Raw genomic sequence first — 26,127 nt, 5'->3', positions numbered from 1 at the left:
TAACTTATTTTTAATGTTTTCCTTTGTGTGCCGCATAACGGCATTGTGCCTTTGTGGTTCAAACGGCTCTTTTATTTAGCGGATTTAAAATGAAAAAATTCTTTACCTTGACAGATTACAAGTAAACGTATAAAATTTCTATAAATGGATATAGTTATAAGACAGGGGGTTTCCCTGTTTTATTTTATTGTCTTAATATCATAATATTTTCCATGAGTATGGTGAGTATCTGGTATTGACAGGCTGATGTAAGTGTGCTAGATTATATTAGTGGCATTACGAAATGATGTCATATTTACAGGTAAGAGAGGTGTACAGGATGCGCAATGCGGTAACGTTAGCTTGTACTGATTGCAAGCAACGTAATTATCAAACCAATAAAAACAAGAAAAATGACCCAGATAGATTAGAATTCAATAAGTATTGCAAGTTTTGCAAAAAACATACTTTACACAAAGAAACGAAATAATTGTAATTTCGTAAGTAGGGGTGTAGCTCAATTGGTAGAGTAGCGGTCTCCAAAACCGTTGGTTGCGGGTTCGATTCCTGCCGCCCCTGCCAGTTGGTCTTTAATGCTTGAATTAGCAGTACAAGACAGGGATGTGAAAAAATGGTTGCCCAAGAAACAGCAGTTCAAACGAGTCCTTCTCGTTGGAAGAAGTTTTTTCGTGAAGTTAAAGCTGAATTAAAAAAAGTGTCTTGGCCTACCAAACAAGAGCTTATCTCTAATACAGGAGTGGTATTTGTCGCTGTGTTATTGATTGCGGGTTTGATATGGGCAATTGATGCTGTGTTTACTCAAATATTACATTTGATTATCAAGTAGGCTAAGGGGGTGGGGACGTATAGGCGTCCCTGAAGCAATGGAATCTGAAAAAAATTGGTATGTAATCCATACATATTCTGGCTATGAAAACAAAGTTAAAGCTAATCTGGAACGCAAAGTCCATTCTATGGGTATGGAAGATGAAATCTTTCGTATTGTAGTACCTATGGAAGATGAAGTTGAAATGAAAGATGGCAAGAAAAAAATTACCAAGAAAAAAGTTTTCCCTGGATATGTTCTGGTAGAAATGATTGTCAATGATAAATCGTGGTATGTTGTACGCAACACGCCAGGTGTTACAGGTTTTGTTGGCTCTGGTACTAAACCTATCCCGCTTACTGATGCCGAAGTGAAAAACATTTTGAAATCCATGGGCATTGAAGAGCTTAAGCCGAAGTTAAATATTGAAGTTGCTCAAGTAATTCGCATTACTTCTGGAGCCTTCGAGAATTGGACAGCCAAGGTGCTTGAAATTTACCACGACCGTAGCAAACTGAAAGTGCTTGTTGATATGTTTGGACGGGAGACACCGGTAGAATTAGATTTTTCTCAAGTTGAGAAAGTTTAAATAAAGTTTAATTTGAAACTTTATGATCCTAAGTGGGAGGGTAATATACCCGCAAAACCACATTATGCATATAAGGAGGTGTAAGTAAAATGGCTAAGAAAGTTATAAAACTTGTAAAATTGCAAGTTCCTGCTGGTAAAGCAACTCCGGCGCCTCCAGTCGGCCCTGCGCTCGGTCAAGCTGGCGTGAATATTATGGCGTTTGTTAAGGACTTTAACGAAAGAACCGCTGCGCAAGCTGGTTTGATTATTCCGGTAGAAATTACCGTGTTCGAAGATAGATCCTTTACTTTCATTACCAAAACTCCTCCAGCTCCTATTCTTCTTAAGAAAGCTGCTGGTATTGAGACTGCATCAGGCGAACCAAACAAGAAAAAAGTTGCTAAAGTATCTCGCGACAAAGTTCGTGAAATTGCTGAAGCAAAAATGAAAGATCTTAACGCTGCTACTGTAGAAGCTGCTATGCGTATGATCGAAGGCACTGCCCGTAGCATGGGTATTGACATTGTCGATTAGTCTTTGGCTTTTCTAAATTGCCAAAGACTGGCTTAAAGCTGCCAGATGCTAGGCACGACGAGGACGTGACCGCAGACGTACTGACGTACGTCGTAGGGAACGCCCACAGGAGCAACGACGCAGATGGTAGGTTTAAGACAGTCGGATGTTATCGTGGGAGGATTTTCCGTTAAACCACAATCGTAAAGGAGTTTTTTAATATGCCAAAACATGGTAAGAAATACGAAGAAGCTGTTAAGCTGATTGAAGCAAATAAGTTATATGAAACTGAAGAAGCCATAGAACTTGCTAAAAAAACAGCTAGTGCTAAATTTGATGAAACAATCGAAGTTGCGATTAAATTAGGGGTTGACCCTAAACATGCTGATCAGCAAGTACGTGGTGCGGTAGTATTGCCTCACGGTACTGGTAAAACCAAAACTGTTTTGGTTTTTGCTAAAGGCGAAAAAGCAAAAGAAGCAGAAGCTGCTGGTGCTGACTTTGTTGGTGCTGAAGATATAGTAGCAAAAATTCAGGGTGGATGGACTGAGTTTGATGTAGCAGTTGCTACTCCTGATATGATGGGTACTGTTGGTCGTTTAGGTAAAGTATTAGGCCCTAAAGGTTTAATGCCGAACCCTAAAGTTGGTACAGTTACTTTGGATGTTGCTCGTGCGATTAGTGAAATAAAAGCAGGTAAAATCGAGTATCGTACTGATAAAGCTGGTAATATTCATGCACCAATCGGTAAAATATCATTTGACAATGAGAAAATTATCGAGAATTTTCAAGCGTTGGTTGACATCTTGAATAAGGTAAAACCAGCTGCTGCTAAAGGACAATACATGCGTAGTATCACTGTAAGTACTACTATGGGTCCTGGTGTAAAAGTGAATCCACTTAAAGTTTCTGGCAAGAAATAATTAATTGTAAGTAAGAAGTGGTGGTATAGTCTTTGATCCAATGCAACTGAATAAATAAATTTGGCTGTAGACAGCAGGTATTCGTAATGAATTAAGTGAGATGTGAATCTTTCTCATGTTCGCCTGCCGAGGTCGGGGATTATACTATAGCTTTTGCTATTAGCGACCTCCGGCTTATTATGCCGAGAGGTCGTTTTGTTTTGTAATCTTGTAAAGGAGGTGGATTTTAGTGGCTATAACATCAGAAAAAATATCAGTCGTTTCCGAACTGAAAGGTAAACTTTCTGCAACAAAAGGTGCGGTATTAACAAACTACCGTGGTCTTACTGTAGCACAAGATACTCAACTTCGTCGTAAATTACGTGAAGCTGGCGTAGAATACCGTGTAGTAAAAAATACAATGACACGGATTGCTGCTAAGGAAATTGGAATTGAAGGGTTGGACGTTTATCTTGAAGGTCCAACTGCAATTGCGATTTCTGAAACAGACCCCGTTGCTCCAGCGCGTGTAATTTCTGACTTTGTAAAAGAGCATAAATTAAAAACATTGGAAGTAAAAGCTGGTTTGTTAGATGGTAAGGTTATCGATGCGGAAGGCGTAAAAGCTTTGGCAAGCCTGCCAACTCGCGAAGTGCTTATTGCTCAAGTTTTGGCTGGTATGCAAACTCCAATTGTTGGATTTGTCAATGTACTTCAAGGTTCTATCCGCAAATTCGTATATGCGCTTGATGCTGTGCGCAAACAAAAAGAATCAGCATAAAAAATTAAAATTAATGGAGGTTTTTTAAAATGACTCAACAAGAAATTATGCAAGCAATTGAGAACATGACTGTTCTTGAATTATCCGAATTGGTGAAAGCTCTAGAAGAAAAATTTGGTGTTTCTGCAGCTGCTCCTGTAGCTGCTGCTGCTGCCGCTCCAGCTGCTGCTGCTGCTGCTGAAGAAAAAACTGAATTTGACGTTATTCTTACTAACGCTGGCGCTAGCAAAATCAACGTTATCAAAGTTGTTCGCGAAATCACTGGTCTTGGCTTGAAAGAAGCTAAAGAAGTAGTTGATGGTGCTCCTAAAGCAGTTAAAGAAAAAATTGCTAAAGCTGATGCTGACGCAATCAAAGCTAAGCTTGAAGAAGCTGGCGCAACTGTAGAAGTTAAGTAATTATAACTCTCTATTCTTTCTAAATTATAGAATGAAAAATATAAAAGAGTACCCATGTGGTGCTCTTTATATTTTTTCCTGAATTAGATTCTTGAGGTATTGACTAATGGGTCTTATTGTGATATTATTGTTCAATGCAAAGAATGTTTATTTTAGGGTAATGTTTTTTTATTGTGCAATGTATAAAATCTAGATTGGCAGGAAATAGTAATATATGGAGGATGGAATAATATTTCATCATGAAGACAAATGCAAGGTCTGTTACTTGACTGGAAAAACCTTGCTTTTTTTGTATTGTAGTGCCTAACCCTTCATTTGCTAGGTGCTAAAATACTACTGTAATTTGTCTTTTATTATATATTTCATATTTAGTGCTAATGGATGATATTATATTATGTACTGCACAATATTGTATTATGTAAAAGGTTTTATACCTGCGGCAAAATATTGTGAGTTGCGAAAGTGACTTGCAATATCGGTATACATATAGCTAATGAAGGTGTGCTGCCAAGGTATAGAGTTTAATTTGGGCTAAGGGGTGAAGGATTTAATGTTTAATCCTGTTCCGGTTGGCAAAAAGATCAGATATAGTTATGCCAAGATCAAAGAAGTACTGGACATGCCCAATCTGATTGAAATTCAGAAGAATTCCTATAACTGGTTTCTAAAGGAAGGGCTGCAAGAAATTTTCCATGATATTTCGCCTATTCAGGACTTTACAGGTAATTTGGTTCTGACATTTGAAAAATTTACATTAGGCGAAGCCAAGTATCACGTTGAAGAATGTAAAGAACGCGACGTTACTTATTCGGCTCCTTTACGTGTCAATGTTCGATTGATTAATCGTGAGACTGGCGAAATTAAAGAGCAAGAAGTATTTATGGGCGATTTCCCGCTCATGACAGAAAATGGTACTTTTATCATTAATGGTGCAGAGCGGGTTATTGTTAGTCAGTTGGTACGTTCCCCAGGTGCGTATTACAATGAAACAATTGATGCAACAGGTAAAAAACTGTATAACTCTACAGTGATTCCAAATCGTGGTGCGTGGTTAGAACTCGAAACAGATGCCAATGATGTAATGTCTGTTCGGGTAGATCGCACACGAAAATTACCAGCAACAGTATTGATTCGTGCTTTAGGCTACGCGTCAAATGCTGCTATTGCGGAACTGTTTCATGATGATGTGAGAGTTCGCGCCACTTTGGAACGGGATAATACCAATTCCAGAGAAGAGGCTCTAGTTGAAATCTATAAAAGATTACGTCCAGGTGAACCTCCTACCGTAGATAATGCTACTCAGTTATTAGAATCACTATTTTTTGACTCTAAACGTTATGATTTAGCAACTGTAGGGCGTTATAAATTAACCAAAAAACTAGGCTGGCGCCGTCGTTTGATGGGCAAGACTCTTTATCAGGCAATTGCAAATGCAGAAACAGGAGAAATTATTGTTCCTGCAGATACAATCGTGGACGAAAAAGTTCTTGATCAGATTGATCAAAGTGGTGTCTTTGCAAATGCAGCTTTGATTGAAGTAAAAGTCAAACTAAAAGATGGATCACCAGTTAAAATGCTATGCAATCCTGAATTACCTTACAATCATCGGACAATTACCAGGGAAGATATTTTAGCTTCTGTTAACTATCTTCTCAATTTGATGGATGGATTTGGTAATGTGGATGATATCGATCATTTAGGTAACCGCCGCCTGCGTTCAGTCGGTGAATTGCTGCAAAATCAGTTCCGTATCGGTTTATCTCGTATGGAACGGGTAGTGAAAGAACGTATGACCATTCAAGATGTTGATGTCATTACTCCCCAAGCATTGATTAACATCCGCCCTGTTGTGGCTGCTATCAAAGAATTCTTTGGCTCCAGTCAGTTGTCGCAGTTTATGGATCAGACAAATCCTTTGGCAGAACTTACTCATAAACGTCGTTTAAGTGCCTTGGGACCTGGTGGGCTAAGTCGTGAACGCGCCGGTTTTGAAGTGCGTGACGTACATCACTCTCACTATGGTCGTATGTGTCCAATTGAGACACCAGAAGGTCCGAATATCGGTCTTATTGGTTCATTGTCAACCTTTGGACGTATTAACGAGTTTGGTTTTATTGAAACCCCTTACCGTAAAATTGATAAGGAAAATCGTATCGTAACAGAAGATGTACGATATTTGACAGCTGATGAAGAGGATGAAGTAGTTTGTGCGCAAGCGAATGAACCGTTAAATGAAAATAGCTGGTTTGTTGAGCCGCGAGTTACCGTACGTCATAGACATGAAATTTTAGTTATTCCTGCTGAAAAAGTTGACTATATGGATGTATCGCCAAAGCAGGTTGTATCAATTGCTACGGCTATGATTCCATTCTTAGAAAACGATGATGCAAATCGTGCCTTGATGGGCGCGAATATGCAACGTCAGGCAGTACCTTTACTTAGAACACAGGCTCCGCTCATTGGAACTGGAATGGAATATAAAGCTGCCAGAGATTCTGGTGTTCTTATTCTAGCTAGAAATGCCGGTGTAGTTGAAAAAGTTACAGCTACTGAAATTAAAGTACGCACGGAACGTGGTACGTTAGATAACTATAAGTTGCTGAAATATTTGCGTTCTAATCAAGGAACTTGCATTAATCAGAAGCCGATTGTTTATAAAGGCGAGCAAGTAGAAAAAGGGCAGGTATTAGTTGATGGACCTGCTACCGATCAAGGTGAATTAGCATTAGGCTTTAATGTACTTGTAGCTTTCATGCCATGGGAAGGTTACAATTATGAAGATGCTATTTTACTAAGTGAAAAAATTGTAAAAGATGACATCTACACTTCCATACATATTGAAGAATATGAATGTGATGCCAGAGATACGAAGTTAGGACCGGAAGAAATTACTCGTGATATTCCGAATGTGGCTGAAGAGGTACTAAAAGATCTTGATGATCGCGGTATCATACGCATTGGCGCTGAAGTGCGACCAGGGGATATTCTAGTGGGTAAAGTGACTCCAAAAGGTGAAACAGAATTAACGGCAGAAGAACGCTTGCTTCGTGCCATCTTTGGTGAGAAAGCTCGTGAAGTTCGAGATACATCATTGAGAGTGCCACATGGCGAAGCTGGTAAAATTGTTGACGTAAAGGTATTCAGCCGGGAAAATGGTGATGAATTACCACCAGGTGTGAATTTCTTAGTACGTGTATATATTGCCCAAAAACGGAAGATTTCCGAAGGGGATAAGATGGCAGGGCGTCATGGTAATAAGGGTGTTGTTTCTCGCATTATGCGTGAGGAAGATATGCCGTTCTTGCCTGATGGCACGCCAGTACAGATTGTGTTAAATCCATTGGGTGTACCATCACGTATGAATATCGGACAGGTACTGGAGACCCATTTAGGAATGGCTGCTGCTGCTTTTGGTATGCAAATCAGAACCAATGCTCCTGGTGTTGCAGAACGACTGAAGGAAGTTGGCTATGACTCTGATAAACATGGTCTTCCTAAACCGGGGATTGCTGGGATTAACTTAGCAACTCCAGTATTTGATGGGGCTCATGAAGAAGAGGTCTTTAAAACATTAAAAGCAGCTGGATTGCCGGAAGATGGTAAAACTGTCTTATATGATGGACGTACAGGGGAAGCTTTTGATAACCGCGTTACCGTAGGTTGGGTATACATGTTGAAATTGGCCCATTTGGTTGATGACAAAATTCATGCACGATCTACTGGTCCTTACTCTTTGGTTACACAACAGCCATTGGGTGGTAAAGCACAATTCGGTGGTCAGCGTTTTGGGGAAATGGAAGTTTGGGCATTAGAGGCATATGGTGCCGCTTATACCTTACAGGAACTCTTAACGGTAAAATCCGATGATGTAGTAGGGCGTGTAAAAACCTATGAAGCGATTGTGAAAGGTGAAAACATACCTGAACCTGGAGTGCCTGAATCCTTTAAGGTTTTAATTAAAGAGCTTCAAAGTATTGGGCTTGATGTTAAAATCTTAAATGAAGATGCACAAGAAATTATGATTGATGACACTGATGAAGATATTAATCAAGTGGCTAAAGAACTTGAACTTAATATTGGTGTTCCAGTGAATACTGCACCTGAAACTCATACTCGCACTGCTAGTGAGATTGAGCCAGATCTGGTGGATGATTTTGATAATCCTGATGAAATGGAACCATTAGAAGAAGAATTAGATATTATAGCGGAAATCGGTGAGATGGATGAAGATGTAGCAGAGGAAATCGAAATACCTGGACGAAAATCCGTCAAGAAAGTAAAAAGTAAAGATAAGAAACCAACACAACGTGATTTCTTAGAAGAGTTAGACGACGAGGAAATTGAGTAATGGGGTAAGGGAGTGATAACCCTTTGTTAGATGTAAACAATTTTGATTCTATGAGGATTGGATTGGCTTCTCCGGAGCAAATCCGCAAATGGTCATTTGGTGAGGTAAAAAAACCGGAGACAATCAATTACCGTACTCTAAAACCTGAGCGTGATGGTTTATTTTGTGAAAAAATATTTGGACCAACTCGTGACTGGGAGTGCCATTGCGGTAAATACAAACGTATTCGCTATAAAGGGATTGTTTGTGATCGTTGTGGCGTGGAAGTAACTCGCTCCAAAGTACGTCGAGATCGAATGGGGCATATACAATTAGCCGCACCTGTATCTCATATTTGGTATTTCAAAGGTATTCCAAGCCGTATGGGGCTGATATTAGATATATCGCCTCGCTCCTTGGAAAAAGTATTATACTTTGCTTCCTATATCGTACTGGATCCTGGTGAAACACCGCTGATGAAACGTCAATTGTTGACGGAAAATGAGTATCGGGATTATCGCGATAAATATGGCAGTTCCTTTAAAGTCGGCATGGGTGCAGAAGCTGTTAAAAAACTTTTGGAAGAGCTTGATTTAGAAAAAATATCTAAAGAACTAAAACAAGAGTTGAAGGAAGTCAGCGGACAGCGTAAAATTAGAGCGATCCGCCGCTTGGAAGTAACAGAAGCCTTCCGTAAATCGGGTAATCGTCCTGATTGGATGATTATGGATGTTGTACCAGTTATTCCGCCTGAACTCAGGCCAATGGTACAACTTGATGGTGGCCGTTTTGCTACTTCTGATTTAAATGATTTGTATCGCAGAGTCATTAACCGTAATAATCGTTTGAAGCGATTGTTAGATCTTGGTGCTCCCGATATTATTGTGCGTAATGAAAAACGTATGCTGCAAGAAGCTGTAGATGCTCTGATTGACAATGGTCGTCGTGGACGCCCGGTAACTGGTCCTGGTAACCGTCCTCTTAAATCATTAAGTGATATGCTCAAAGGTAAACAAGGTCGTTTCCGTCAGAATCTCTTAGGTAAGCGTGTCGATTACTCTGGACGTTCAGTTATCGTTGTTGGACCTGAACTGAAATTGCATCAATGCGGTTTGCCAAAAGAAATGGCATTAGAATTGTTTAAACCTTTTGTTATGAAAAAACTAGTGAATGCTGGTCATGCCCATAACATTAAGAGTGCTAAACGTATGGTCGAACGAGTGCGCCCGGAAGTTTGGGATGTATTGGAAGAAGTTATTAAAGAGCATCCAGTGCTTTTGAATCGTGCTCCTACCTTACATAGATTAGGTATTCAGGCTTTTGAACCAGTGCTATCTGAAGGTCGCGCTATAAAACTTCATCCTCTAGTATGTACAGCATATAACGCGGATTTTGATGGTGACCAAATGGCTGTCCATGTGCCTTTATCGGCAGAAGCCCAGTCAGAAGCTCGTATGTTGATGTTAGCTGCTCATAATATCTTATCAACTAAAGACGGTAAACCGGTAGTAACACCGACCCAAGATATGGTTCTAGGAGCATATTATCTTACCATGGAAAAAGAGGGCGATATCGGTGAAGGTAAGATGATGTGTGACATTAACGAAGCATTACTTGCTTATCATCAAAAAGAGTTGTCCCTTCATGCCATAATTAAAGTACGTTTTCCAAAGTATGGTTTGGTAACTACTACCATGGGGCGTTTGATTTTCAACGAAAGCTTACCTGAAGAAATCCGCTATTTCTTCCAAAAAGATGGCGAATGGCATTTAGGTATTATGATGGATAAAAAAGAGCTTGGCAAATTGGTAGCTGAGACGTATCGCCAATTTGGTAACTCTAAAACGGCTGTAGTAATTGATAATGTTAAAAGATTAGGTTATGCTTTTGCTTGTCGTGCAGGTATGACTGTAGCCATTGCTGATATCAATATACCGCCTGAAAAGAAGGAAATCTTAGCGACTACTGAGGGCCGAGTTGATACTGTTGATAAACAATATCGCCGTGGTTTGATTACGGAAGATGAACGATATAAGAAAACCATTGAATTATGGACAAAAGCAACAGATGATGTTACTTTAGCCATGATGAATAATCTGGATCGCTTTAACCCGATTTATATGATGGCTAACTCTGGTGCTCGTGGTAACATCCAACAGATTCGTCAGTTGGCAGGTATGCGTGGGCTCATGGCTGATCCATCAGGCCGGATTATTGACCGTCCGATAAAGGCAAACTTCCGTGAAGGTTTGACGGTTCTTGAGTATTTTATTTCTACTCATGGTGCTCGTAAAGGTTTGGCTGATACTGCACTTAGAACGGCCGATTCTGGTTATTTGACACGTCGTTTGGTTGACGTATCCCAAGATGTTATTGTTCGTGAAGAGGACTGTGATGTTGTAGGAATTAACCTGATCCGTGAACGGGCGCGATTGGCGAAATCCAGTACAGGTGCAATTGAGGTGCTTAGAGATACACTGTTAGGAAGAGTCTTAGCCGAAGATGTTCTTGATCCGAAAACAACAGACATCTTGATTCCTCGTTCTACAGTTCTTGCTGATGATAACTTGCGTATTATTGGTGAACATGGAGTACCGGAAATTATGGTGCGCGGTGTATCAACAACTACGGAAGAAGATATTAATGCTTCTGCATCCAATGAGACTATTGTATTAGGTGCACCGGAAGAAAAAATGCGTGAACTTCTGAAAAATGCTATGGTACGTGAAATGCTGGGTAAAAACACTACCAATGCTATTAAAGACAGCCAAGGCGTAGAAATTGTTGCTGCCGAGACACCTCTTACCGAAGAAGCGATTGAAGCTGTTTTAGTAAGTGATGTGCGGGAAGTAAAAGTACGCAACAACAGTATTAGGGGCATTGAGGTTGAGGCGATTACAGAAGGAACTGGCGTGATTGAATCGCTGAAAGATCGTATTGTGGGTCGTTTTATTGCCGAAGATATTGTTGATCCTAAGACTGGCGAAGTCATTGTAAAAATCAATGATACGATTAGTGAACCACTGGCAGATCGCATTGTAGCCATCCGTGAGAAAGTATCGATTCGTTCTGTACTTACATGTAAATCACAATATGGTGTATGTATTAAATGTTACGGCCGGAATCTAGCATCTGGTCATGCTGTAGATGTAGGGGAAGCTGTAGGTATCATTGCAGCCCAATCTATCGGAGAACCTGGGACACAGCTTACTATGCGTACTTTCCATACAGGCGGTGTTGCCGGCGATGATATTACACAAGGTTTGCCAAGGGTTGAAGAGTTGTTTGAAGCTCGTAAACCAAAACGTCAAGCCATTATTACAGAAATCGATGGTGTAGCTACTGTTGACACAAAAGAAGTAAAAGGTATGCGTAAGATTACAGTAGTACCTGCCGCAGGTGAGGAGCGTATATATCCTATTCCTTATGGTGCACGTATTATTGTTCGTGATGGACAGCAAATTATTGCAGGTGACCGTCTAACAGAAGGTTCTGTAAATCCACATGATATTTTACGTGTATGCGGTATTCAAGCTACGCAGCGATATTTAGTATATGAAGTGCAAAAAGTATACAAATCTCAGGGTGTTGAAATTAATGATAAACACATCGAGGTAATTGTAAGGCAGATGCTCCATAAAGTGAAAACGGAGGAATCTGGTGATACTGAACTTTTACCGGGTGAATATATTGATACGAATACCTTTGAAGAAGAAAATGCCAAGGCAATTGAAGCAGGCGGTGAGCCATCTGTGGCACGTCCTATCCTACTTGGTATTACAAAAGCATCATTGGCGACAGACTCCTTCTTATCAGCAGCATCCTTCCAGGAAACAACTCGTGTACTTACCGAGGCTGCGATTAAAGGTAAAATTGATCCGTTGCTTGGCCTTAAAGAAAATGTTATTATCGGTAAGCTAATACCAGCAGGTACTGGTATGAGTCGTTATCGCAACATTAAGCTGACGTATGCAAAAAGTGTAAAAGTAGAGTAATGTAATGAAAAGAGGAACTTGGTACTTAATCAAGTTCCTCTTTTTTACGTAGGTGAAAAAAAGAATCCTTGAACCACAAAAGCACAATGCCGCTGCAGCGGCACACAAAGGAGTACACAAAAAAAATATAAATAAACCCCCTTTGTGTCCTTTGCGCCTTTGTGGTTCAATTTTTTTTGTATGTTTTAAAGAATACGTAAGAAATTTCATAAATTTAGTTTATGAAATTTCTTTGACAAAAGATTAGAAAGTGATATAATTACCCTCGGCTAGCAGTAAATTTTTAATATTTTTGTTTAAAAAATTACAGAATACGGAAAAAATGATACACGTGGTAGCGTGGTCATAAAAAAAGCCTGCAAATATAGAGAAAATATGAATTTATTGAGATATGTTTGTTGACATTGCCTTTGGGTAATGATAATATATTAGAGGGCCAGTGAGAAATGACTGGTTTGCTAAGTAAGGGAGTGAACAGTATGTCGCTCGAGAAGCTGAAGATTGCTAAAAAAATAGTTGGTGTCAAGCAAGTCACCAAAGCGGTTGAAAAAGAGCTGGTGCAAGTTGTATATATTGCTCAAGATGCTGAACAACGATTTGTAGAAACTCTGCGAACGTTGTGTGAACGCAAAAATGTGGCAGTAGAGGTGACGCTTACTATGGCGGAATTAGGAAGTGCTTGTGGCATTGAAGTTGGTGCAGCAGCAGTAGCGGTTTTGAAATAAACGCAACCATGTTAAATGTTTTGCCTTAAACTCATAAATTTGAGGTGAAATTTTTATATAATCATTCTAAGATAATTTGGAAGGGGGTGTATTGAATGCCAACAATTAATCAATTAGTACGTAAAGGTAGAGAGTCGCTTATAGAAAAATCTACTGCGCCTGCTTTGAAGGAATCTCCGCAAAAGCGTGGTGTGTGTACGAGAGTATATACAACTACTCCTAAAAAACCAAACTCTGCACTTCGTAAAGTAGCGAGGGTACGTTTAACAAATGGTATTGAAGTTACTGCCTATATCCCTGGTATTGGTCATAACTTGCAAGAACATAGTGTTGTGCTTATCAGAGGTGGTAGAATCAAGGATTTACCAGGCGTACGTTATCACATTGTTCGTGGTGCATTAGACACTGCTGGTGTGCAAAAACGTAGTCAAGGTAGATCGAAATATGGTACTAAACGTGCGAAAAAGTAAAAATTAATTAGATAACCCTGGAAAAGGAGGGGACAATATGCCAAGAAAAGGACCTGTTACAAAACGCGACGTATTGCAAGATCCGGTATACAATTCTAAAATTGTTACTCGATTTGTAAATAAAGTAATGCTAGATGGCAAGAAAAGTGTTGCTGAAAATATTGTATATGATGCATTTGATATTATCCGGGCTAAAACCGGCAAAGATCCGTTAGAGGTTTTTGAAACAGCAATGAAGAATGTTATGCCAGTTTTGGAAGTACGTGCTCGCCGTGTTGGTGGTGCAAACTATCAAGTGCCGATTGAAGTACGTGCGGATCGACGTTTGTCACTTGGAATTCGCTGGTTGGTGAATTACTCAAGACTACGCGGTGAAAAAACCATGCGTGAGAGATTGGCAGCTGAATTAATTGATGCATCCAATAATACTGGCGCAACAATTAAGAAAAAAGAAGATACACATAAAATGGCTGAAGCTAATAAAGCTTTTGCACATTATCGTTGGTAAGATTTTAAGGTTTCTTAAACAGTAAGGAGTGATGATAGTGGCCAGAAAATTCTCGCTTAATAATACTAGAAATATCGGTATTATGGCACATATTGACGCTGGCAAAACCACTACGACTGAACGTATACTGTTTTATACTGGCAAGGTACACAAAATTGGGGAAGTGCATGAAGGCGCTGCGACAATGGACTGGATGGTACAAGAACAAGAGCGGGGTATTACAATTACTTCTGCAGCTACAACTTGTGAATGGTCTGGACATCGTATTAATATCATTGACACACCAGGACACGTGGACTTTACCGTAGAGGTAGAACGCTCGCTCAGAGTGTTAGACGGAGCTGTAGCTGTATTTTGCGCTAAAGGTGGCGTAGAACCGCAATCAGAAACTGTTTGGCGTCAAGCTGATAAATATGGTGTGCCTCGTATGGCATACGTTAATAAAATGGATATTCTTGGTGCTGACTTTTACCGAGTTGTCGATATGTTGAAAAGTCGTTTAGGTGCAAATGCAGTGCCTGTTCAACTGCCGATTGGATTGGAACATGGATTCAAAGGGTATGTAGACTTGGTACAAATGAAAGCCGTCGTTTACACTGATGACCTTGGTAAATTTAGTGAAGCTGCTGAGATTCCAGAAGATATGCAAGAACATGTTGCTGAATACCGTCAAGGTCTTTTAGATGCTGTGGCGGAAAGTGACGATGAACTCATGATGAAATATCTTGAGGGTGAAGAATTTACATTAGAAGAAATCAATGATGGTATTCGTAAAGCAACGATTGCTTGCAAAATGACTCCAGTATTGTGTGGTTCTTCTTACAAAAATAAAGGTGTACAGCCGCTGTTGGATGCAGTTGTTGCATACATGCCGGCACCTGTTGATGTTCCAGCGATTAAAGGTATCAACCCTGATACAGAGGCAGAAGACGAACGTGCAGCAGATGATAGCTTGCCGTTTTCCGCTCTAGCTTTCAAAATTATGGCTGATCCTTTCGTGGGAAAATTGGCATTCTTCCGGGTATACTCTGGTGAACTTTCTTCCGGGTCTTATGTATATAATTCGACCAAAGGTAAGAAAGAACGTATTGGACGTATCCTACAAATGCATGCTAATCACCGTGAAGAAATTGAAAGAGTATACTCAGGTGATATTGCTGCTGCTGTTGGATTGAAAGATACAACAACTGGTGATACTCTCTGTGATGACAAACACCAAATTATTCTTGAATCCATGGTTTTCCCTGAACCTGTTATTCACGTAGCGGTAGAACCGAAAACCAAAGCTGACCAAGAAAAAATGGGTATTGCATTGCAGCGTTTGGCGGAAGAAGATCCTACGTTCAGTGTGAGCACGGATCAGGAATCGGGTCAAACTATTATTGGTGGCGTTGGTGAATTACATTTAGAGATTATCGTTGACCGGATGCTCAGAGAATTCAAAGTGGATTGCAGCGTAGGTAAGCCACAAGTTGCATATCGTGAAACCATCCGTAAAAAAGTAAAATCTGAAGGTAAATTTGTTCGTCAGTCAGGTGGTCGTGGTCAATACGGTCATTGCTGGCTGGAAATTGAACCTCTTGAACCTGGTCAAGGCTTTATTTTTGAAAGTAAAGTTGTTGGTGGTTCCATTCCAAGAGAATACATTGCGCCAATCGGTGCAGGTTGTAAAGAAGCTATGGATAACGGCGTTTTAGCTGGTTACCCTATGGTAGATGTAAAAGTAACCGTTATTGAAGGTTCCTACCATGATGTTGACTCTTCTGAAATGGCGTTTAAAATAGCTGGCTCAATGGGCTTTAAAGCTGGTTGTGCGAAAGCGGGTGCTGTAATCTTGGAACCTTACATGAAGGTAGAAGTTACTGTACCAGAAGAATATATGGGTGACGTAATTGGTGATTTGAACTCACGTCGTGGACGTATTGAAGGTATGGAAGCCAATAATGGTTCCCAATCCATTAAATCCTTTGTACCACTGGCTGAAATGTTCGGTTATGTAACTGATTTACGTTCAAAAACCCAAGGACGCGGTAACTACACAATGAGTTTTGCTCATTATGATGAAGTACCAAAAAGTATTGCGGATGCGATTATCGCCAAAGTAAAAGGCGTAGAGAAATAAGGAGGCAAAAATACAATGGCAAAGAAAAAGTTTGAAAGAAATAAACCACATATTAACATTGGAACAATTGGTCACGTGGATCATGGTAAGACTTCCTTAACAGCTGCAATTACCATGACTCTTTCGAAACATGGTGGCGGAGAATTCATGGCATATGACATGATCGATAAAGCTCCAGAAGAAAGAGAACGTGGTATTACGATTAATACAGCACACGTAGAGTATGAGACTGAAAAACGTCACTATGCTCACGTTGACTGCCCAGGCCATGCTGATTATGTAAAAAACATGATCACTGGTGCTGCACAAATGGATGGAGCGATCCTAGTAGTAAGTGCTGCTGATGGTCCTATGCCACAAACTCGCGAACACATTCTATTGTCTCGTCAAGTAGGCGTACCTTCCATGGTAGTGTTCTTGAACAAAGCTGACTTGGTTGATGATGATGAATTAATCGAATTGGTTGAAATGGAAGTTCGTGAACTTCTTTCCAGCTATGAATTCCCTGGTGATGATATTCCTGTAGTGTGTGGTTCCGCTGTACAAGCGCTTAACTGCGGTTGCGCAAGTCGCGAATGCAAATGGTGCGGAAAAATATTTGATCTGATGGATAAAGTAGATGAGTACATTCCAACTCCAGTACGTGCAACAGACAAACCTTTCTTAATGCCTGTTGAAGACGTATTCACCATTACTGGTCGTGGTACAGTTGCTACTGGCCGTGTAGAACGTGGTGAAATCAAAGTTGGCGACAACATTGAAATCGTTGGTATGACTGAAAAACCTAGAACTGTAGTAGTAACCGGGGTAGAAATGTTCCGTAAACTTTTGGATTCTGCAGTAGCAGGAGACAATATTGGTGCACTTCTTCGTGGTGTTGAACGTAAAGATATCGAGCGCGGTCAAGTATTGGCTAAACCTGGTTCTATCATCCAACACACGAAGTACAAAGCAGAAGTATATGTACTGTCTAAAGAAGAAGGCGGTCGTCATACTCCGTTCTTTACCAACTATCGTCCACAATTCTACTTCCGTACGACAGACGTTACTGGTGTAGTAAATCTGCCAGAAGGTGTAGAAATGGTTATGCCTGGTGACAACATTCAAATGTCGATTGAGCTTATCACTCCAATTGCACTTGAAGAAGGTCTACGTTTCGCGATTCGCGAAGGTGGTCGTACTGTTGGCGCTGGCGTAGTTACTGCGATTGAAGCGTAAGAAAATGATTGGGGCGGCTGACAGTAGTCGCCCCAATCAAAATGGTTTAGATTTTTTTACAAACATGCGATGACGTGAAAGGTTGCCTGCAAGGTGCGGGGGGAATTTTCACGGAGAATGTCCGTTCTAGAAACTGGGCGATAAGGAGGAAATACAATGGCTAAACAACAAAAAATCAGAATTCGTCTTAAAGCATATGATCATAAAGCGCTGGATCAAAGTGCGGTTAAAATAGTGGACACTGCAAAAAGAACAGGTGCAATGGTTTCCGGGCCAATTCCACTTCCTACGGAGAAAAATATTTTCACTGTCCTGCGTTCACCACATGTCAATAAAGATTCCCGGGAACAATTTGAAATGCGTACCCACAAACGTCTGATTGACATTCTTGAGCCGACTTCCAAGACCGTTGATGCGTTAATGCGTCTGGATCTTCCGGCTGGTGTCGACATTGAAATCAAGCTGTAGGAGGAGGTGTAATAATGGCTAAAGGAATTTTAGGTAAAAAACTTGGTATGACACAAATTTTTACGCAAGATGGTAAATTGGTTCCTGTTACTGTAATTGAAGCAGGCAATAGTGTTGTACTACAAAATAAAACAGTTGAAAATGATGGCTACAATGCGGTGCAATTGGGTTTTGGCACTGTTAAAGATAAAAGAGTTACTAGCCCAATGAAAGGTCATTTTGCCAAAGCGGGTGTAAAACCTGTTAAACTGATCAAAGAAATTCGATTGACTGAAGCATCTGAATATACGATTGGTCAAGAAATTGGCGTGGATATATTCACTGAAGGTGAAATCGTTGATGTTACTGGTACTGCAAAAGGTAAAGGTTTTGCTGGTGTTATCAAGCGCTGGAACTTTAGACGTGGACCGATGGCCCATGGTTCTAAATCCCATCGTGAGCCAGGTTCCATGGGACCTCGGATGAGCGGTGGCGGCGGTAAAGTATTTAAAGGTAAAAAACTACCTGGCCGTATGGGTAATCAAAAAGTTACTGTGCAGCGCTTGACTGTTGTAAGAGTCGATGCTGAACGGAATTTAATTTTAATAAAAGGCGGTATTCCTGGTCCTAAAGGAAGCTTTATGATGATTAAGAATACAGTAAAGCCTAAGAAATAATCTCGTTGGTTCTAGGTTTGGTGTTAGTGTAACTTACTTCAAATCTTGAACCTCGACCACGAAAGGAGGATGTGCTATATGCCGAAAGTAGCAGTATATGATATCACTGGAGCAAAAACTGGTGAATTAGAATTAAATGATAGCGTTTTTGGTGTGGAAGTAAATGAAGCGGTACTGCATCAAGCTGTAGTAATGCAACTTGCTAGTCAACGCTTAGGAACAGCTTCAACTAAAACAAGAGGTCTAGTACGTGGTGGCGGTAGAAAGCCTTGGAAACAAAAGGGCACAGGTCGTGCGCGCGCTGGTAGTACCCGTTCCCCAATTTGGGTAGGTGGTGGTACTACATTTGGTCCGCAACCACGTTCTTATGCATTCAGAATGCCACGGAAACAACGTCGTTTGGCAATTAAATCTGCTTTAACTGCAAAACTTCAAGATGGAGAATTGGTAGTAGTAGATAGCATTACTTTTGATGCACCAAAAACTAAAAATGTAATCAACATGTTGAGTGGTTTTGATGCAGCAAACAAAAAGAGTTTAATTATTACTGGTGAAGTTGTAGAAAATGTTGAAAAGTCAGCTCGTAACATTCCTGGCGTTAAAGCAATTCCGGCTTCCAGCAGTTTAAATGTATACGATCTTTTGTATCATGACAAAGTGTTTGTTACAAAAGAAGCAATCACCCGTATTGAGGAGGTGCTGGCCTAATGCAAAATTTGCGCGATGTACTGATTCGTCCGCTTGTTACGGAGAAAACTGCTGCTATGATGGAAGAAAATAAGTATACATTTGTTGTACCTTTGAAAGTTAACAAAGTAGAAATTCGTCAAGCTGTAGAGCAAATTTTCAAAGTAAAAGTACTAGCTGTGCACACCATCCGCGTTATGGGTAAAACCAAACGTATGGGTAAAACAGAAGGTAAGCGTCCGGATTACAAAAAAGCAATTGTAAAACTGGCTCCTGGTCAGAATATAGAATTCTTTGAAGGCGTATAGCCTGAAATTTATTGAAAAGGAGGGGCAATAATGGCAGTAAAAAGCTTTAAACCTTATACACCAAGTCGAAGATTTATGACTGGGTCTAATTTTGAAGAAATTACTACGGATCGACCAGAACGTTCACTAGTTGAAACTCTTCAACAACGTGCTGGCCGTAACAACCAAGGTCGCATGACTGTTAGACATCAAGGCGGCGGTCATAAACGTCAGTATAGAATCATTGACTTCAAACGTAATAAAGACGGAATCATAGCAAAAGTAGCTACAATTGAGTATGATCCTAATCGTTCAGCTCGTATTGCACTATTACACTATGCAGACGGAGAAAAACGTTATATTTTAGCTCCTAATGGTCTAAAAGTTGATGATAAAATTATGAGTGGTCCTGAGGCAGATATTAAAGTAGGTAATGCGTTACCAATTAAAAATATCCCTGTAGGTACTCAACTTCATAACATTGAACTTAAAATCGGCAAAGGCGGACAAATGGTTCGTTCCGCTGGTGCATCTGCACAACTTATGGCAAAAGAAGGCGAGCATGCGCTTTTAAGATTGCCTTCTGGCGAACAACGTAAAGTGCATATTAATTGTAAAGCTACCATTGGTCAAGTGGGTAACTTGGAACATGAAAACATTACAATTGGTAAAGCTGGCCGTTCTCGTTGGCTTGGTATTCGTCCTGCTAACCGTGGTGTTGCGATGAATCCTATCGATCATCCACATGGTGGTGGTGAAGGTCATTCACCTGTAGGTCGTAAACATCCTGTTACACCTTGGGGCAAACATGCTTATGGTGTTAAGACTCGTCGTAATAAAACATCTAACAAGATGATTGTAAAAAGACGTACGAAGTAGTTAAAGCCTAAGGGCTAACTGGATAGAGAAGGGAGGCTAATCAAGTGTCCAGATCAATTAAAAAGGGACCTTATGTTCATCCAAGCGTGATGAAAAAAATTGACGCAATGAACGCAGCTGGCGACAAAAAGGTTATTAAGACCTGGTCGCGTAGTTCTACCATTCTTCCTAATTTCGTTGGACATACTGTTGCGGTACATGATGGACGTAAACACGTACCTGTCTACATTACTGAAGATATGGTAGGTCACAAACTAGGTGAGTTTGCACCTACTCGGACATATAAAGGTCATTCTGGTTCAGAAAGATCTACATCATTACGGTAATTTCGTGATAGTTACTGGAAGGGGGTTAGTGTATGGAAGCTAAAGCAATTGCTAGACACATTCGCATTGCGCCACGTAAAATTCGTGTTGTTATCGACTTGATTCGTGGTAAAAACGTTGGTGAAGCATATGCAATTTTGAAAAATACGCCGAAAGTTGGATCTGAAGTGCTGTTAAAAGTACTCCAATCGGCCATTGCAAATGCAGAACACAATAACGATTTAAATTCAGATAAACTCTATGTTTCCGCAGCTTATGTTGACCAAGGACCTACCTTGAAACGTATTCATCCGCGGTCACGTGGGCAAGCTTTTAAAATTTTAAAACGCAGCAGTCATGTGACAGTTGTTGTAAACGAAAGATAACGAGTGAAGGAGGGAAAACAAAGTGGGTCAGAAAATTCATCCTCATGGTTTACGCCTAGGAATTATTAAGACTTGGGATGCTAAGTGGTATGCTGGTAAAGACTTTGCAACAAATTTACACGAAGATTTAAAAATTCGTAAATTTATCAAAACAAAGGCTTTCACTGCGGGTGTATCCAAAGTTGTTATTGAAAGAGCAGCTAACCGTGTTAAAGTTGTAATTCATACAGCAAAACCTGGTATGATCATTGGTCGTGGTGGCGCTGGTATTGAAGAATTGAAAAAGAATTTAAAAACGCTTACTGGTAAGCAAGTTGATATAAACATTGCTGAAATTAGACAGCCTGACGTTGATGCTCAATTGGTTGCGGAAAATATTGCGGCTCAATTAGAAAGACGTATCGCTTTCCGTCGTGCTATGAAGCAATCCATCCAACGCACTATGCGTATGGGCGCAAAAGGTATTAAAGTAATGTGTGGCGGTCGTTTAGGCGGCGCTGAGATTGCTCGAAGTGAAGCTGCCCGTGAAGGTAGTATTCCTCTTCACACTCTTAGAGCTGATATTGACTATGGTACAGCTGAAGCACATACTACTTACGGCTTAATTGGCGTAAAAGTATGGATCTATAAAGGTGAAATTTTGCCAGAAGCTAAAAAAGCCGCTGCCGCTGTTGAAGGGAGCGAAAAATAATGCTACTGCCAAAAAGAGTGAAACATCGTAAACAATTCCGCGGTCGTATGAAAGGTAAAGCAACTAGAGGCAATACCGTAAGTCATGGCGAGTTCGGATTGGCAGCGTTAGAACCAGCTTGGATTACTAACCGTCAAATCGAAGCAGCTCGTATTGCGATGACTCGTTACATTAAACGTGGTGGTAAAGTCTGGATTAAAATATTCCCAGATAAACCAATTACTGCGAAACCTGCTGAAACTCGTATGGGTAGTGGTAAAGGTTCAACCGAATACTGGGTAGCAGTAGTAAAACCAGGTCGTGTAATGTTCGAAATGGATGGCGTTAGCGAAGAAGTGGCTAAAGAAGCTATGCGCTTGGCTGCTCATAAACTTCCTATCAAAACAAAGTTTGTGAAACGGGAAGCTGTTGCTGAACCGCAAGAAGAAGTGGGTGGTGAAGTACATGAAGGTTAAAGACTTCCGTGAAATGAACGCAACTGAACTTAACCAAAAAATAGCTGTACTCAAAGAAGAATTATTTAACCTTAGATTCCAACTTGCTACTGGTCAGTTGGAAAATCCTATGCGGATTAAAGAAGTTAAAAAGAGTATTGCCAGAGTTAAGACCATTCAACGTGAGCAAGAAATTAAGCAAGCGTAGCGTTCTGATAAACGTTCTTAAAGTAATAGTGCCGTTAAGTGTAAGTTAGAACGGAAGGAGGCTAATTGGACGTGAGTGAAAGAAATGATCGTAAAGTTAAATTTGGTAAAGTAATAAGTGATAAAATGGATAAAACCATTGTTGTAGCAATAGAACGTTTAGTGCAACATCCTCTTTACAAGAAATCCATTAAAAAGACTGTGAAATTTAAAGCCCATGATGAAAACAATGAAAGCCATATTGGCGATATTGTCGAAGTTATGGAAACTCGTCCGCTGTCTAAGGATAAGCGCTGGAGAGTTACAAAAATTATTGAAAGAGCTAAATAAGTGAGGTTTGGAGTTCGCAGTTCGTAAAATTGAACCTCGACCTCTAACCTTCAAAAGGAGGGAACAGGATGATTCAACAACAAACGATTCTTAATGTTGGCGATAACAGCGGTGCGAAACAAATCATGTGCATCAGAGCATTAGGCGGTTCTTACCGTAGATATGCAAACATTGGTGATGTTATTGTTGCGGCAGTAAAATCTGCTTCTCCTGGCGGTATGGTTAAAAAAGGTGACGTAGTGAAAGCCGTAGTAGTACGTTCGAAAAAAGGCTTACGTCGCCCTGATGGATCTTATATCCGCTTCGATGAGAATGCCGCAGTTATAATTAAGGAAGATAAAAGCCCTAGAGGAACTCGTATATTTGGGCCAGTAGCGAGAGAACTGCGTGAGAAAGACTTTATGAAGATTATCTCGCTGGCGCCGGAAGTAATCTAAGTTAGGAGGTATCCGGGATGTCAGAAGCGAAAAAACTACACGTCAAAAAAGGCGATAAGATCGTAGTTTTGTCTGGTAAAGATAAAGGTAAAACCGGCAAAATCATTCAAGCACTACCTAAGAAGAGCAAAGTTGTAGTTGAAGGACTAAATACAGTAAAACGTCATACTAAACCTTCGCAAAACTTACCTCAAGGTGGTATTATTGTAAAAGAAGCTCCGCTACATTCAGCAAAAGTAATGCTGGTGTGCCCAGCTTGCGATCAAGCAACACGTATTAAGAAAACATCTCTTGCAAGCGGAGCATCAGTTCGTACTTGTAAAAAATGTGGCGAAATAATCGATAAATAATCACGCAGAAAGGAGGTAACGACACTTGTCCAGAATGAAAGAAAAATATAGTGATGAAGTAGCTAAAGGTTTGATGGAGAAATTTGGCTATAAAAACATTATGGAAATCCCTAAAATTGAAAAAGTGGTTCTAAATATGGGCGTAGGTGAAGCAGTAAGCAATCCTAAAGTCCTGGATGTTGCCATTAATGATATGACGATTATTGCCGGTCAAAAACCAGTAGTAACCCGTGCAAAAAAATCAATTGCAGCATTTAAAATCCGTGAAGGTATGCCGATTGGCGCTAAAGTTACCCTGCGTGGACAACGTATGTATGAGTTTTTAGATAAATTACTAAATATTGCATTACCACGTGTTCGCGATTTCCGCGGTGTTAGCCCAAAATCCTTTGATGGTCGCGGCAACTATACCATGGGTATTAAAGAACAATTGATTTTCCCTGAAATTGAGTATGAAAAGGTTGATAAAGTTCGTGGTATGGATATTATTATCGTAACCACAGCGAAAACGGATGAAGAGGCACGCGAACTGTTAAAGCTTATGGGCATGCCGTTCAGTGCGTAAAAGGAGGGACACTCGTGGCCAAGAAAGCATTAATTGAAAAATGGAAACTTGAACCTAAATTTAGCGTACGTAAGTACAATAGATGTAAAGTTTGCGGTCGTCCACATGGTTATTTACGTAAATTTGAAATGTGCCGTATTTGTTTTAGGGAATTGAGCTATAAAGGTGTCATTCCTGGGATAACTAAGGCTAGCTGGTAGATTACAGGAAGGAGGTAATGTTTAAATGGTAATGACCGATCCAATTGCAGATATGCTTACTCGTATTCGTAATGCAAACTCGGTTTATCATGACAAAGTAGAAATTCCTGCCTCAAAAATTAAGCAAGCAATTGCGCAGCTTTTGAAAGCAGAAGGATTTATTAAGGATTTCGAAATTGTTAAAGATGATAAACAAGGTGTATTAAGAGCAAGTTTAAAATATGGACCTAATCGTGAAAAGGTAATTACTGGCATTAAGCGTATTTCTAAACCAGGATTACGTGTTTATGCAAGAAAAGATCAAATGCCCCGCGTGTTGGGCGGCCTTGGTGTTGCAATTATTTCAACTTCCAAGGGGATTATGACTGATAAGCAAGCTCGTCGCGAAGGACTTGGCGGCGAAGTATTAGCTTTCGTCTGGTAATTTTTGTAGTTAAGGAGGTGCACATATGTCAAGAATCGGTAGAATGCCGATTGCTATCCCTGCCGGCGTAACAATTACGATTGGCGATGGTAATCAGGTATCGGTAAAAGGCCCTAAAGGCGAATTGACTCGTGCCATTCATAAAGATATGATATTGGAACTTGAAGACAATACCCTTGTTGTAAAACGGCCTTCAGATGAAAAAGAACACAGATCATTGCATGGCTTGACTCGTACATTGCTGTCAAATATGGTAATTGGTGTTACCCAAGGTTTCACCAAAACTCTTGAAATTGTCGGTGTTGGTTACAGAGCAGCTAAAGCTGGTAAAAATGTAGCTTTAACATTAGGTTTTTCTCATCCCTTAGAAGTTGCGGCTCCTGAAGGAATGACACTTGATGTTCCGGCTCCCAATAAAATTATTGTTTCTGGCATCAACAAAGAAGACGTTGGCGCATTAGCAGCTAAAATCCGTAAATATAGAGAACCTGAACCTTACAAAGGTAAAGGCGTTCGTTATGAAGGTGAAGTTGTTCGCCGTAAAGTAGGTAAAGCAGGCGGTAAAGGTAAGAAGTAAGATTTTAAGTGAAAGGAGTGACCACTTTGCTTCGTAAAGGGATTAAAAATAAAGCTAGGCAAAAACGTCATTTACGTGTACGTAAGCTTGTTTCAGGTACTGCAGCAAGACCACGTTTAAACGTATTTCGTAGCCTAAGTCATATGTATGCTCAAGTTATTGATGATGTTACTGGTACTACATTAGTTGCCGCTAGCACTATGGATAAAGATCTTGGCGTAACCTATGGCGGTAATATAGAAGCAGCTAAGGCTGTAGGTGCAGCAGTTGCATCACGTGCTTTGGCAAAAGGAATTAACAAAGTGGTATTTGACCGTGGTGGTTACATTTATCATGGTAGAGTAGCAGCTTTGGCCCAGGCAGCGCGTGAAGCAGGGCTGGAATTTTAAGCAAAAGGAGGTAAATGAATGTCCAGAATTGATTACACAACTCTCGATCTGAAAGAGAAAGTTGTATTCATAAACAGGGTTGCTAAAGTAGTAAAAGGCGGTCGCCGTTTTTCCTTTAGTGCGCTAGTTGTTGTTGGTGACGAAAATGGTCACGTTGGTGCTGGTTTGGGTAAAGCTGGCGAAGTACCGGAAGCAATCAGAAAAGGTGTGGAAGATGCTAAAAAGAACTTAATTAATGTTCCTTTGGTAGGCACTACCATTCCTCATCAAATTCTCGGCGTATTTGGCGCTGGTAAAGTATTTATGAAGCCTGCATCAGAAGGTACTGGTGTTATTGCTGGTGGTCCAGCACGTGCCGTACTTGAACTTGCCGGGATTCATGATATCTTAACGAAATCCCTTGGTTCTTCTAATGCTAATAACATGGTACGTGCGACTTTAACAGGTTTGAAGCAATTGAAACGTGCTGAAGAAGTAGCCGCACTTCGCGGTAAAACCGTTCAGGAACTTTTGGGTTAAGG

The 26,127-nt window shown here is 40.4% G+C and carries 33 protein-coding genes, 1 tRNA gene and 1 other annotated feature; all 34 genes read left to right on the top strand.

Going from position 1 to position 26,127, the window contains the following annotated elements:
* Positions 1–319 precede the first annotated feature (319 nt).
* The 34 genes from rpmG (at position 320) to rpsE (ending at position 26,125) form a co-directional block, all read left to right on the top strand.
* On the top strand, positions 320–469 hold the full coding sequence (gene rpmG / locus JBW_RS24215) for a 50S ribosomal protein L33 (protein ID WP_007937822.1): 150 nt from the start codon (positions 320–322) through the stop codon (positions 467–469).
* A 16-nt stretch (positions 470–485) separates the two neighbouring features.
* A tRNA-Trp gene (locus JBW_RS19235) sits at positions 486–561 on the top strand.
* A gap of 49 nt (positions 562–610) precedes the next feature.
* Positions 611–826 carry a preprotein translocase subunit SecE gene (secE, locus tag JBW_RS19230; RefSeq protein WP_007955606.1) on the top strand — a complete coding sequence of 72 codons (216 nt, stop codon included), beginning with the start codon at positions 611–613 and terminating at the stop codon, positions 824–826.
* 37 nt (positions 827–863) lie between these two features.
* Entirely contained in the window at positions 864–1,394 is a 531-nt protein-coding gene (gene nusG / locus JBW_RS19225) for a transcription termination/antitermination protein NusG (protein WP_007955607.1), read from the top strand.
* 89 nt (positions 1,395–1,483) lie between these two features.
* Complete coding sequence (rplK, locus tag JBW_RS19220) at positions 1,484–1,909, top strand: 50S ribosomal protein L11 (protein ID WP_007955608.1); 426 nt, start codon at positions 1,484–1,486, stop codon at positions 1,907–1,909.
* Positions 1,910–2,109: 200 nt separating this feature from the next.
* Positions 2,110–2,811, top strand: coding sequence for a 50S ribosomal protein L1 (gene rplA, locus JBW_RS19215; RefSeq protein WP_007955610.1), 702 nt, complete (start codon positions 2,110–2,112; stop codon positions 2,809–2,811).
* A 46-nt stretch (positions 2,812–2,857) separates the two neighbouring features.
* Positions 2,858–3,019: a sequence feature (ribosomal protein L10 leader region), on the top strand.
* Between the two features lie 21 nt (positions 3,020–3,040).
* Positions 3,041–3,571 carry a 50S ribosomal protein L10 gene (gene rplJ, locus JBW_RS19210; RefSeq protein ID WP_007955612.1) on the top strand — a complete coding sequence of 177 codons (531 nt, stop codon included), beginning with the start codon at positions 3,041–3,043 and terminating at the stop codon, positions 3,569–3,571.
* Positions 3,572–3,600: 29 nt separating this feature from the next.
* On the top strand, positions 3,601–3,969 hold the full coding sequence (rplL, locus tag JBW_RS19205; RefSeq protein ID WP_007955614.1) for a 50S ribosomal protein L7/L12: 369 nt from the start codon (positions 3,601–3,603) through the stop codon (positions 3,967–3,969).
* Positions 3,970–4,519: 550 nt separating this feature from the next.
* Positions 4,520–8,317 carry a DNA-directed RNA polymerase subunit beta gene (rpoB, locus tag JBW_RS19200; protein WP_007955616.1) on the top strand — a complete coding sequence of 1,266 codons (3,798 nt, stop codon included), beginning with the start codon at positions 4,520–4,522 and terminating at the stop codon, positions 8,315–8,317.
* Positions 8,318–8,340: 23 nt separating this feature from the next.
* Positions 8,341–12,291 (top strand): DNA-directed RNA polymerase subunit beta', encoded by a 3,951-nt coding sequence (gene rpoC, locus JBW_RS19195; RefSeq protein ID WP_007955617.1) that lies wholly within the window; start codon positions 8,341–8,343, stop codon positions 12,289–12,291.
* A gap of 446 nt (positions 12,292–12,737) precedes the next feature.
* A complete protein-coding gene (locus tag JBW_RS19190) occupies positions 12,738–13,016 on the top strand; it encodes a L7Ae/L30e/S12e/Gadd45 family ribosomal protein (RefSeq protein WP_007955618.1) in 279 nt (92 codons plus the stop codon).
* A 95-nt stretch (positions 13,017–13,111) separates the two neighbouring features.
* Positions 13,112–13,486, top strand: a complete 375-nt coding sequence (rpsL, locus tag JBW_RS19185) for a 30S ribosomal protein S12 (RefSeq protein ID WP_007937796.1) — start codon at positions 13,112–13,114, stop codon at positions 13,484–13,486.
* Between the two features lie 37 nt (positions 13,487–13,523).
* Positions 13,524–13,994 carry a 30S ribosomal protein S7 gene (gene rpsG / locus JBW_RS19180; protein ID WP_007937795.1) on the top strand — a complete coding sequence of 157 codons (471 nt, stop codon included), beginning with the start codon at positions 13,524–13,526 and terminating at the stop codon, positions 13,992–13,994.
* Positions 13,995–14,031: 37 nt separating this feature from the next.
* Positions 14,032–16,116 carry an elongation factor G gene (gene fusA, locus JBW_RS19175; RefSeq protein WP_007955619.1) on the top strand — a complete coding sequence of 695 codons (2,085 nt, stop codon included), beginning with the start codon at positions 14,032–14,034 and terminating at the stop codon, positions 16,114–16,116.
* A 15-nt stretch (positions 16,117–16,131) separates the two neighbouring features.
* Positions 16,132–17,334 (top strand): elongation factor Tu, encoded by a 1,203-nt coding sequence (gene tuf, locus JBW_RS19170; RefSeq protein WP_045820633.1) that lies wholly within the window; start codon positions 16,132–16,134, stop codon positions 17,332–17,334.
* A 156-nt stretch (positions 17,335–17,490) separates the two neighbouring features.
* Positions 17,491–17,802 (top strand): 30S ribosomal protein S10, encoded by a 312-nt coding sequence (rpsJ, locus tag JBW_RS19165; RefSeq protein WP_007937730.1) that lies wholly within the window; start codon positions 17,491–17,493, stop codon positions 17,800–17,802.
* Positions 17,803–17,816: 14 nt separating this feature from the next.
* The gene (rplC, locus tag JBW_RS19160) at positions 17,817–18,458 is read left to right on the top strand and encodes a 50S ribosomal protein L3 (RefSeq protein WP_007961544.1); all 642 of its coding nucleotides are present in this window, start codon (positions 17,817–17,819) and stop codon (positions 18,456–18,458) included.
* A 78-nt stretch (positions 18,459–18,536) separates the two neighbouring features.
* On the top strand, positions 18,537–19,166 hold the full coding sequence (gene rplD / locus JBW_RS19155) for a 50S ribosomal protein L4 (protein ID WP_007961546.1): 630 nt from the start codon (positions 18,537–18,539) through the stop codon (positions 19,164–19,166).
* The gene (gene rplW / locus JBW_RS19150; protein ID WP_007937727.1) at positions 19,166–19,453 is read left to right on the top strand and encodes a 50S ribosomal protein L23; all 288 of its coding nucleotides are present in this window, start codon (positions 19,166–19,168) and stop codon (positions 19,451–19,453) included. The genes rplD and rplW overlap by 1 nt, the downstream gene beginning before the upstream one ends.
* Positions 19,454–19,483: 30 nt before the next feature.
* Positions 19,484–20,311: a 50S ribosomal protein L2 gene (gene rplB, locus JBW_RS19145; RefSeq protein WP_007961548.1), complete on the top strand. Its 828-nt coding sequence runs from the start codon at positions 19,484–19,486 to the stop codon at positions 20,309–20,311.
* 44 nt (positions 20,312–20,355) lie between these two features.
* Positions 20,356–20,637: a 30S ribosomal protein S19 gene (rpsS, locus tag JBW_RS19140; RefSeq protein WP_007937725.1), complete on the top strand. Its 282-nt coding sequence runs from the start codon at positions 20,356–20,358 to the stop codon at positions 20,635–20,637.
* Between the two features lie 32 nt (positions 20,638–20,669).
* Positions 20,670–21,002 (top strand): 50S ribosomal protein L22, encoded by a 333-nt coding sequence (gene rplV / locus JBW_RS19135; protein ID WP_007937723.1) that lies wholly within the window; start codon positions 20,670–20,672, stop codon positions 21,000–21,002.
* Positions 21,003–21,024: 22 nt separating this feature from the next.
* On the top strand, positions 21,025–21,693 hold the full coding sequence (gene rpsC / locus JBW_RS19130; RefSeq protein ID WP_007961550.1) for a 30S ribosomal protein S3: 669 nt from the start codon (positions 21,025–21,027) through the stop codon (positions 21,691–21,693).
* On the top strand, positions 21,693–22,148 hold the full coding sequence (gene rplP / locus JBW_RS19125) for a 50S ribosomal protein L16 (RefSeq protein ID WP_007937719.1): 456 nt from the start codon (positions 21,693–21,695) through the stop codon (positions 22,146–22,148). Before rpsC ends, rplP begins: the two co-directional genes overlap by 1 nt.
* On the top strand, positions 22,138–22,335 hold the full coding sequence (gene rpmC, locus JBW_RS19120) for a 50S ribosomal protein L29 (protein ID WP_007937717.1): 198 nt from the start codon (positions 22,138–22,140) through the stop codon (positions 22,333–22,335). The genes rplP and rpmC overlap by 11 nt, the downstream gene beginning before the upstream one ends.
* Before the next feature lie 71 nt (positions 22,336–22,406).
* Positions 22,407–22,664 carry a 30S ribosomal protein S17 gene (gene rpsQ, locus JBW_RS19115; RefSeq protein ID WP_007937715.1) on the top strand — a complete coding sequence of 86 codons (258 nt, stop codon included), beginning with the start codon at positions 22,407–22,409 and terminating at the stop codon, positions 22,662–22,664.
* Positions 22,665–22,732: 68 nt separating this feature from the next.
* Entirely contained in the window at positions 22,733–23,101 is a 369-nt protein-coding gene (gene rplN, locus JBW_RS19110; RefSeq protein WP_007937713.1) for a 50S ribosomal protein L14, read from the top strand.
* Positions 23,102–23,118: 17 nt separating this feature from the next.
* Positions 23,119–23,451 (top strand): 50S ribosomal protein L24, encoded by a 333-nt coding sequence (gene rplX, locus JBW_RS19105; protein WP_007937707.1) that lies wholly within the window; start codon positions 23,119–23,121, stop codon positions 23,449–23,451.
* A 25-nt stretch (positions 23,452–23,476) separates the two neighbouring features.
* Positions 23,477–24,016 carry a 50S ribosomal protein L5 gene (gene rplE / locus JBW_RS19100; protein WP_007937705.1) on the top strand — a complete coding sequence of 180 codons (540 nt, stop codon included), beginning with the start codon at positions 23,477–23,479 and terminating at the stop codon, positions 24,014–24,016.
* A 14-nt stretch (positions 24,017–24,030) separates the two neighbouring features.
* Complete coding sequence (locus tag JBW_RS19095; protein ID WP_007937703.1) at positions 24,031–24,216, top strand: type Z 30S ribosomal protein S14; 186 nt, start codon at positions 24,031–24,033, stop codon at positions 24,214–24,216.
* A 25-nt stretch (positions 24,217–24,241) separates the two neighbouring features.
* A complete protein-coding gene (gene rpsH, locus JBW_RS19090; RefSeq protein ID WP_007937701.1) occupies positions 24,242–24,640 on the top strand; it encodes a 30S ribosomal protein S8 in 399 nt (132 codons plus the stop codon).
* 25 nt (positions 24,641–24,665) lie between these two features.
* Positions 24,666–25,217 carry a 50S ribosomal protein L6 gene (rplF, locus tag JBW_RS19085; RefSeq protein ID WP_007961555.1) on the top strand — a complete coding sequence of 184 codons (552 nt, stop codon included), beginning with the start codon at positions 24,666–24,668 and terminating at the stop codon, positions 25,215–25,217.
* A 26-nt stretch (positions 25,218–25,243) separates the two neighbouring features.
* Positions 25,244–25,606 (top strand): 50S ribosomal protein L18, encoded by a 363-nt coding sequence (gene rplR, locus JBW_RS19080; protein WP_007961556.1) that lies wholly within the window; start codon positions 25,244–25,246, stop codon positions 25,604–25,606.
* An 18-nt stretch (positions 25,607–25,624) separates the two neighbouring features.
* On the top strand, positions 25,625–26,125 hold the full coding sequence (gene rpsE, locus JBW_RS19075) for a 30S ribosomal protein S5 (RefSeq protein WP_007937696.1): 501 nt from the start codon (positions 25,625–25,627) through the stop codon (positions 26,123–26,125).
* Positions 26,126–26,127 lie beyond the last annotated feature (2 nt).

This window comes from Pelosinus fermentans JBW45 (genome assembly GCF_000271665.2).
Taxonomy (GTDB): Bacteria; Bacillota; Negativicutes; order DSM-13327; family DSM-13327; genus Pelosinus; species Pelosinus baikalensis.
This window is presented reverse-complemented; position numbering and strand designations above follow the sequence as displayed.